Annotated in this window: 4 protein-coding genes and 1 pseudogene; 1 reads left to right on the top strand and 4 read right to left on the bottom strand. The window is 68.8% G+C overall.

Annotation, left to right across the window (positions count from 1 at the left end):
• From D7Y15_RS40950 to D7Y15_RS40935, 4 genes and pseudogenes are all read right to left on the bottom strand, one after another.
• Positions 1-243: pseudogene (locus D7Y15_RS40950) on the bottom strand (serine/threonine protein kinase); the annotation flags it as partial.
• Between the two features lie 13 nt (positions 244-256).
• Positions 257-1,405 carry a hypothetical protein gene (locus D7Y15_RS40945; RefSeq protein ID WP_120581412.1) on the bottom strand — a complete coding sequence of 383 codons (1,149 nt, stop codon included), beginning with the start codon at positions 1,403-1,405 and terminating at the stop codon, positions 257-259.
• A 148-nt stretch (positions 1,406-1,553) separates the two neighbouring features.
• Positions 1,554-2,999, bottom strand: coding sequence for a hypothetical protein (locus tag D7Y15_RS40940; protein WP_121755975.1), 1,446 nt, complete (start codon positions 2,997-2,999; stop codon positions 1,554-1,556).
• Positions 3,000-3,077: 78 nt separating this feature from the next.
• Complete coding sequence (locus D7Y15_RS40935; RefSeq protein WP_121755974.1) at positions 3,078-5,522, bottom strand: transglycosylase SLT domain-containing protein; 2,445 nt, start codon at positions 5,520-5,522, stop codon at positions 3,078-3,080.
• Between the two features lie 110 nt (positions 5,523-5,632).
• Between D7Y15_RS40935 and D7Y15_RS40930 the strand changes: the two genes are divergently transcribed.
• Positions 5,633-7,749 (top strand): ATP-binding protein (locus D7Y15_RS40930; protein WP_121755973.1); only part of this gene is annotated, 2,117 nt, incomplete at its 3' end.

Raw genomic sequence — 7,749 nt, 5'->3', positions numbered from 1 at the left:
CCACTTCTCCACCCGGTAGCGCCCCGCCACCACCTGCCCGGGGACAAGGCCCTGGCTCGTGGGCACCAGGGGCTGCGGCGTCACCGCGCCCTGGATCAACGTGCCGCCCGGAGACACGGGCGTCCGCACCTGCGGCAGCGTCGGCTCCGAGCCGTCCTCTGCCACGGCGTTGCCCGGCCGCGCGTTCAACGCCTCCGGGCCCAGGTAGGTCAACCCTCCGCTGTCACGGTCCTTGGAATGCACCCGCCCTCCCCTCTCACGACTCCAGCAGCGAGACGGGGGCCGGCGCGCCTGCGCCTTCGATGTCCAGGTGGGGCGTGGGCAGGTTGTATTCAGCGGCGGCGATGGTGGCCTCCACCATGATGGGGCCGGAAATCTCCGTGGGCTCGCCCTGGCAGAGCACCTCCACCACGTGCTCCAGCGTCCACTTGCCCATGCGGCTCACTTCCAGCTGCTTGCCGTTGAACTTCGCCGTGTCCGCCAGCTGATCGCTCGCGGTGAGCTTGGCCTCCACCGAATCACCCAGGTAGCCGCGCGCCAGGTTCAGCACCCGGTCAATCACCGCGCTCCAGGCCTGCAGGTGCGTGCGGTCCTGCGCCTCGTCGATGATGTCCAGGCCCACCTGGAGGCGCTCCATGCGCTCCAGGAACTGCTGCACCAGCTTGCCCCGGATGACGCGGCCGTGCTGCGGGGCGATCATCTCCACCGCGGGCGTGAGCTTCCGGATGGCCGCCACCGCGCGCACCAGCGCCGAGTTCACCGGCATGTAGATCTGATGGAACGCCCGGATACCCGTCCAGTCGGACTCCTCCGCCCACAGGCCCTGCGCCTTGCTGTCCGTGAGGCCGCCGAAGAGGTCGCCCGTGAAGAGCACCCGCGTCTGCGGGTCGTAGAGCATCACCGCGCCCCGGAAGTGGCAGAACGGCGACGGCACCGGCAGCAGCTTGTGCCCCGTGGGCACGCTCAACCCCTGCGAGAACTTCTCCGTCGGGATGAAGCGGTTGCGCGGCAGGTTGAAGTGGACGATGAGCCGCCAGGTGTCCTCGGAGCACAGGATGCTCGCGCGCGGCGAGTAGCGCGCCGAGATGATGTTCGCGGACGAGCCCACGTCCGGATCCTGGTGGTTGATGAAGAGCGCCGACAGCCGGTCCATCCCCCCAATCAGCGACACCACCTTCGTGTGGATGGTGGAGAAGTCGCTGCTCGACCCGGGGTCGATGAGGAGGTTGAACTCAGCGGGTTTCTTCGTCCGGGTGTCCGTGCCCTGAAAGCGGCGCAGGTACGGGTTGGCGAAGAAGATGCCGCCGGGCTCGCGCTTCCCGACCCAGAAGGTCTCGGGGGCGATTTCCACGGCGGTGCGGTTGAGGTCTATCTGTTGAGGGCTGGGGGCGCTGGGCTGACTCATGGCGTGTTTCCTTCACGCAAACGAGGGGGTGGGACTGCCCCTCTAGCCTACCAGTCCCACTCCGATCCCGAGATTCTTCCAGTGTTCCTGCACGGGGGGACATGAGCGCCGCTTCTCGCTCTGCCGCCCCCCGGCAATCAGGACCAATTCAGTACTCGCCCGACTCCTTGCCCGGCCGGTCGGCGAAGAGCTGCACCCAGCGTCCGTCAAAGCCGCCGTTCTGCGGCAGGTACCACCCGCCCTGCAGCCAGAAGCCCTGCTCTCGCCCGTCGGTGTCGTCCGTCACGCCCGAGTGCACGAAGTAGTCGTGCTGCCACCAGTACGAGTTCACCGACGCCGGGTAGCCGCTGGCGCTCATGCGCGTCTGCCCCCGCGAGTCCGCCACCGTGCCCGCCCATGACTTGTCGTGGAACTCGCTGGACCCGCCGCCGCCCGTGTCCGACGCCTTGTCGTTCAGCTCGAACGTGCCGAAGAACCACTTCTTCGACGGGTAGCCCTCGCGGTCGTCCTGCCCCTCCACGTCGCGCGTCTTGGAGAAGAAGCGCTGCATCCCCACGCTCACCTCCGCCTGCCCCGCCTCGTTCACCACCGGGCTCTCCAGGTAGAAGAACTGCGGCGCGTCCGGCAGCCAGTGCGTCGCATAGCCCCCGTGCTCCCAGTGCGTGGGGAGGATGTCCGCCAGGTCCTGCAGCTCGTACGTGACGCGCTTCACCGCGGGCCAATTGGCCGAAGACCCGTTGTCATAGCGGCTGGCCTGCGCGTCCGCCGTCGAGTACCGCACCGGCTGCGCGTTGAACGCCGTCACCGCCGCCCCGTCGTCCTCCGGCACGAAGACGAAGTGCAGCTTCTTGCGCCCGTCGTCGTTGTTCACGTCCGCCTCCGCCTTCCCGCCAGACGCCATCCGGCCCGCGAAGAACGAGTACGAATCCGTCACGAAGCGCAGCTCCTGCCCGTGCGGCGCCAGCAGCTTGTCGGACCACTCCGCCTGCCAGATGAGCAGGTGGCTGCCCGTGCCCGTCTGCATGAACTGGAGGTCGCCGCTGCCCGCCCGGCGCACGACGTTGCGCTTGTGCTGCGTCACCACTGCGTACGCCACGGTCTCGCCGCTGCCCGGGTTGCCCACCACGTTGCGAACCTGGAGCTCGACGCGCTCCCAGTCGTGCAGCTGCCAGTTGCCCGCCGCGTTCTTATCCAGCGCGTGATACAGGTGATACACGAGGGTGAGGTTCTTCCCCCCGTCCATGTACTCAATCAGTGACGTGTAGAGCGTCGGCCGGATGCGCCACTTGTCGAACGCGCTGGGGCCCACGCGCGACGCGTCCACGTACTGGTTGATCTGCTTCCAGTGCAGCTTGTTGTTGGAGAAGTCCCCGTCCTGGTCGAAGTCGAAGTTCGTCAGCCAGTCGTAGCCGTGCTTGTTGTCGTTCGCGTTCGCGCGCTTGAAGATGACCGGCGCGTAGTAGCGCAGGAACGCCTGCCGCTGCGCGTTCGTCAGCGACCAGTCCTGCGCCTCGGCTTCAGCCGGAAGACACAAAGCCACCAGGGTGACGACAGCGACAGCGAGGGGAGCGATTCGCGTTCGGAGGGGGAGCATGGCGGCCGACGAAATCACGGCCCGCCCTTCCCCCTCCACAAAGAAAACTCGAATTCAGGCTTCAGCCAGGATTACACACTAACGCGATGCACTCGGCATCACCGGCACCTTCGGCACGCGGCCGTAGAGCAGCTGGTAGGTGTTGTAGGAGCGCAGCACGCGCTTGATGTAGCCGCGCGTCTCCGCGATGGGGATCTCCTCCACCCACGCATCCAGCGCCAGGTCCGGCCTGGCCGCGCGCCAGCGGTTCACCGCGCCGGAGCCCGCGTTGTAGCTGCCCACCGCGTAGGGCGTGTGGCCCTTGAACTGCTTGATGAGCCCGCCCAGGTAGTGCGCGCCGAAGCGGATGTTCAGCTCCGGCTGGAGCAGCGAGTCCACGGTGAAGTGCTTTACCTTGAGCTCGCGCGCCACGCCCTTCGCCGTGGAGGGCATCAGCTGCGTGAGGCCCAGCGCGCCGGCCCAGGACAGGGCCTTGGGGTCCAACGCGCTCTCCTCGCGCATCAGCGCCTGGAGCAGGTCCGGCTCCACGCCCGCGGGCACGGTGTGCTTCTCAATCAGGTCTCGGAACGCGTTGGGATAGGCCACCTCCCACACCGGCCGCGTCTGCGCGGTGATGCGCCCGCTCAGGTCCTTGCGCAGCGCGAGCCGCGCGATGGCGTGCGCCGACCGCGCGTCGCCAGACTGCGACAGCACCATCACCAAGAGCCGCATGGACTCCGGCGGCTGGCTGGCGCGGTTCACCAGCATCAGCTCCGACGACACGGAGTCCGCGAAGCCCAGGCGCAAGAGCTCCACGCCCGCGCGGAAGTGGGGGTCGTCCCCCATGGGGCCCGCGAACATCGGCCAGGGGCTGGCGGCCTCCGGCACGTCGAAGATGGACGACGCCACGGCCTCCAGCCGCTTGGGGTCCAGCTCGCCCAGCTTCGAGCGCGCCATCAGGCCGTAGTACGTGGCCGGGTGCTCCACCGCGAGCTTCTCCATCAGCTCCGCGGCGCCCTGGATGTTGCCGCGCTCCTCCAGCGTGCGAGCCCGCCAGTACTGCGCGCGCTCCACGTCGTAGGACTCGTCCGCGTTGGCGAACTGCGCCTCGATGCGGTCCAGGAAGGAGAAGCCCCCGTCCTCCACCTTCGACGTGCGCGCCACCCAGAAGGCCTTGAAGAGCGCCTCGCCCAGGAAGTCGCCCTTGGGGTACAGCCGCGCGACCTCATCCAGGCGCGCCATGGCCTCCTTGGGGCGGTTCGTCTTCACGTACAGGTCGGCCGCGTAGAAGAGCGCGTCGTCCGCGAACGAGTGGTCCGGGAACTCCTTCGCCAGCCGCTCGTAGGTGTCCGGGCCGTGCTGCTGATCCACGATGGAGCGCGACGAGCCCAGCACATACAGCGCGCGGGCCAGCAGGTCGCGGTCCTTGCACTGCTCCACCACCGGCGTGAGGATCTGGATGGCGGCCGTGTGCTGGCGCTCCTTGCGCTGACCCTTGCCGAACGCGAAGTGCGCGCGGCACGCGAGCGCGTCCGGCAGCTTCATCGTCTTGAGCATCGGCTCCAGGATGGCCATGCCCTGCTTGTTGCGGTGCGCTTCGATGAGCGCCTCCGCGCGGCCCACCTTGGCGTCCAGGGGCGGCGTCTGCCCCTTGAGGCGCTTCTCCACCTGCTTGACGATGGGCGACAGGGGCTGGGCTGCCCACAGCTTCCACAGCGCGGCCTTCTCCGCCGCCTTGTCCTTCTTCTCCACCGCCAGGTCCGCCGTGGCGATGAGCGCCTCCGCGCCCACGTTGCGGCCCCAGCCCGTCATCATGCGCTGGGTGAGCGGCGTCAGCGCCTCCATGGCGCCGTCGTAGTCCTTCTTCTTGCGCAGCACGCGCGCCAGGCCCAGGCGCGCGTCCACGTACATGCGCGAACCCTCCGGCACCTGCTTGAAGCTGGCCGCCGCGTCATCCAGCCGGCCCTGGGACTCCAGCGCCACGCCCGCGTGCGTGAGGCAGCGGTCCTTCAGCGCCGGGTAGTCGTTGGCGAGCGCCGCCATCTCCGTCGCCGCCGACTTGTCGTCCCCGGCCCGCACCGCGGACAACGCGCGCAGGTAGCGCACCGGCGGGCTGTCCCCTTCACCCTCCAGCAGCGCGCGCGCCTTGGTGTACTGGCCCTTGTCGAACGCGTCCTTCGCGTCCCGCTTCTTGCCGTCGGCGAAGTACGGCGTCAGGTCCTCCAGCCCGTAGCGGCGCCCGCGGTGCACCACTGGCGTGGGCGGCACGATCCCCGGGAAGGCCGGGTTGAACACCTGCACGTAGCCCACCGGCAACGGCGCCTTGTCCGCGTCCGGCGGCGGCGTCAGCTGCGCCTCCGACGGCGCGTTGTCCGTGCGCGTCGTGGGGGCCTGATCCGTGTCGTCGCTGGGAGCCGGGGCCGGAGCGGCCGGAGCCGTTGCCGGAGCCGAAGGGGCGGTGCTGGGGACCGCGGGGGCGGGAGCCTGCGCGGACAACAGGGCCGCGGAGGCGAGGAGGGCGAGATGCTGGAGGGACACTTTCATTCGCGGGGGCCTCGGGGACCCTGGGAGATGCGCTCGGGCACGCCCGAGGACAACTGGGGGTGGTTGGAAAATTTCCAGCCCCTGACAGAGGTTAGACTGTCCGCCTGCACATGGATATCCGCACCCAGAGCGCACTGCTTGCTTCCATCATCGGTCTGGCGCTGGGCGTGTCCATGTTGTTGCGCCCCGGACGACCCCGGGTCCTCACGCTCTACTCCGTCTTCACCCTGACGGTCGCCGGGTACTACCTCAGCCTCTTCTTCCACAGCATCTTTCCCCCCCAGGACTACCCCTGGGTGTCCCGCATCGCCCTCGGGGCGACGGTGCTCGCCGTCTCCCTGGTGCCCGGGGCGGCGGTCGCCTTCTTCCTCGAGTTCCTGGGGGTCAGCAAGGGAGCCCACCAGGTCGGCCGGCGGCTCGCCCTCCTGTCCGGCGTGCTGGGCTTGACCGTCGCCGTTACACCCCTGGCGGACAATGGGTGGGCCCGGCTGGCGCTGGGCGCCTGGGTGCTGGGCACGCTGTTCACTTCCGTGTCCTTGCTGGTGCACCGGGTGCGCACGACGGAGTCGCGCATCGAGCAGTTCCGGCTGGCGTACCTGGCCATTGGCGCGGGCGCGGCGGTGCTGTTCAACGGGCTGGACTTCCTGTCGCGCAACGACATCCCGTTCCCCACGCTGGGCCCGGTCTTCGCGACGCTCTACCTGTTCTTCCTCGCGCAGACGCTGTTGCGGCTGCGGCTGATGGACCTGCACGAGCTCTTGGGGAAGATCGCCTCGCAGACGGTGCTGGCGGTCATCCTGGCGTCGGTGTTCACGGTGCTGACGGCGTGGGTGGACGAGAACACGTCGCTCTTCGTCTTCAACACGGTGGTGGCCGCGTTCGTCATCCTCATCCTGTTGGATCCGCTGCGCACCAAGGTGGAGGAGATGGTGGTGCGCATCTTCTTCCGCGAGCGCTTCGCGCTGCTCGGCACGCTGAGCACCCTGCGCGTGCGCATGGCGTCCGTCATCGAAATCTCCGAACTGGCGCGCGTGGTGCTGGACGCGCTGCACGAGACGGGGCGCGTGACGCACGCGTCGGTGTACCTGATGGCGGAGGACCGGCCGGGCTACCGGCTCCTGGACTCGCGAGGCCCGCTGCCGGTGGCGCTGCTGGACACGGCGGCCGCGCGTGGCGTGCTCTTCGCGGTGGCCAGCGGGCAGAAGGCGGTGCTGCTGGAGAACATCGAGCGGCGCATCTCCGTGATGCGGGTGCAGGCGGTGGAGGGCAAGCGCTTCCGCGACGAACTGAAGCGGCTCAACGACACGCGCGCCGCGCTGCTCCAGATGAAGGCCGGCATCAGCGTGCCGCTGATGGGCAACGACCGCGTCATCGGCTTCCTGAACCTGTGGGACGAACGGGTGCCAGAGGCGTACGCGTCGGATGAAATCGCGCTCATCCTGGAGGTCTCCGAGCGGATGGCGACGGTGCTGGAGAACTCCAAGCTGTACGAGAAGATCCGCGAGCGGGACCGCCTGGCGGCGCTGGGTGAGATGGCGGCGGGCCTGGCGCATGAAATCCGCAACCCGCTGGGCGCCATCAAGGGCGCCGCGCAGTGCCTGGATCCACGGAAGCTGACGGGCGAGGACGGCGAGTTCCTGGACGTCATCGTGGAGGAGGTCAACCGCCTCAACGGCGTGGTGACGGCGTTCCTGGACTACTCGCGCCCGCTGAAGCAGAACTTCGGGCCCACCGACCTCAACGAGGTGGTGACGCGCACGATGCGGCTCATCCAGAACGACATGCCGCCCACGGCGGGGCTGGCGGTGGAGCTGGACCTGCGCCTTCCTCGCTCGGAAGGCGACGCGGAGCAGCTCAAGCAGGTGCTGATCAACCTGGTGCAGAACGCGGTGCAGGCGCTGGGGCCGCAGCCAGGCCGCATCACGGTGCGCACGGAGAAGCCGGAGCGCTTCGGCGACCTGCGCAGCGCGGGCGGCGAGTTCGTGGAGGTGCGCGTCTCCGACGACGGCCCGGGCATCCCGGCGGATCAACAGACGCACATCTTCGTGCCCTTCTTCACGACGAAGCAGAAGGGCACGGGCCTGGGGCTCGCCATCTGCCAGCGCATCGTGAAGAACCACGGCGGCAGCATCAGCGTGCAGAGCAAGATGGGCGAAGGCACCACGTTCATCATCCGCCTGCCGGCCCTGCCCTCCGAGCCGGTGGAGGGCGCGCTGCCGGACGGCAC

This window comes from Corallococcus sp. AB030 (genome assembly GCF_003668965.1).
GTDB lineage: Bacteria > Myxococcota > Myxococcia > Myxococcales > Myxococcaceae > Corallococcus > Corallococcus exiguus.
The sequence above is the reverse complement of the archived record's forward strand: the minus strand, read 5'-3'. Positions and strand labels throughout refer to the sequence as shown.

What these genes read in the sequence shown, in the direction of transcription:
- D7Y15_RS40945 (WP_120581412.1), bottom strand. Translation starts at nt 1,405, where the DNA reads ATGAGTCAGCCCAGCGCCCCCAGCCCTCAACAGATAGACCTCAACCGC.
- D7Y15_RS40940 (WP_121755975.1), bottom strand. Translation starts at nt 2,999, where the DNA reads ATGCTCCCCCTCCGAACGCGAATCGCTCCCCTCGCTGTCGCTGTCGTC.
- D7Y15_RS40935 (WP_121755974.1), bottom strand. Translation starts at nt 5,522, where the DNA reads ATGAAAGTGTCCCTCCAGCATCTCGCCCTCCTCGCCTCCGCGGCCCTG.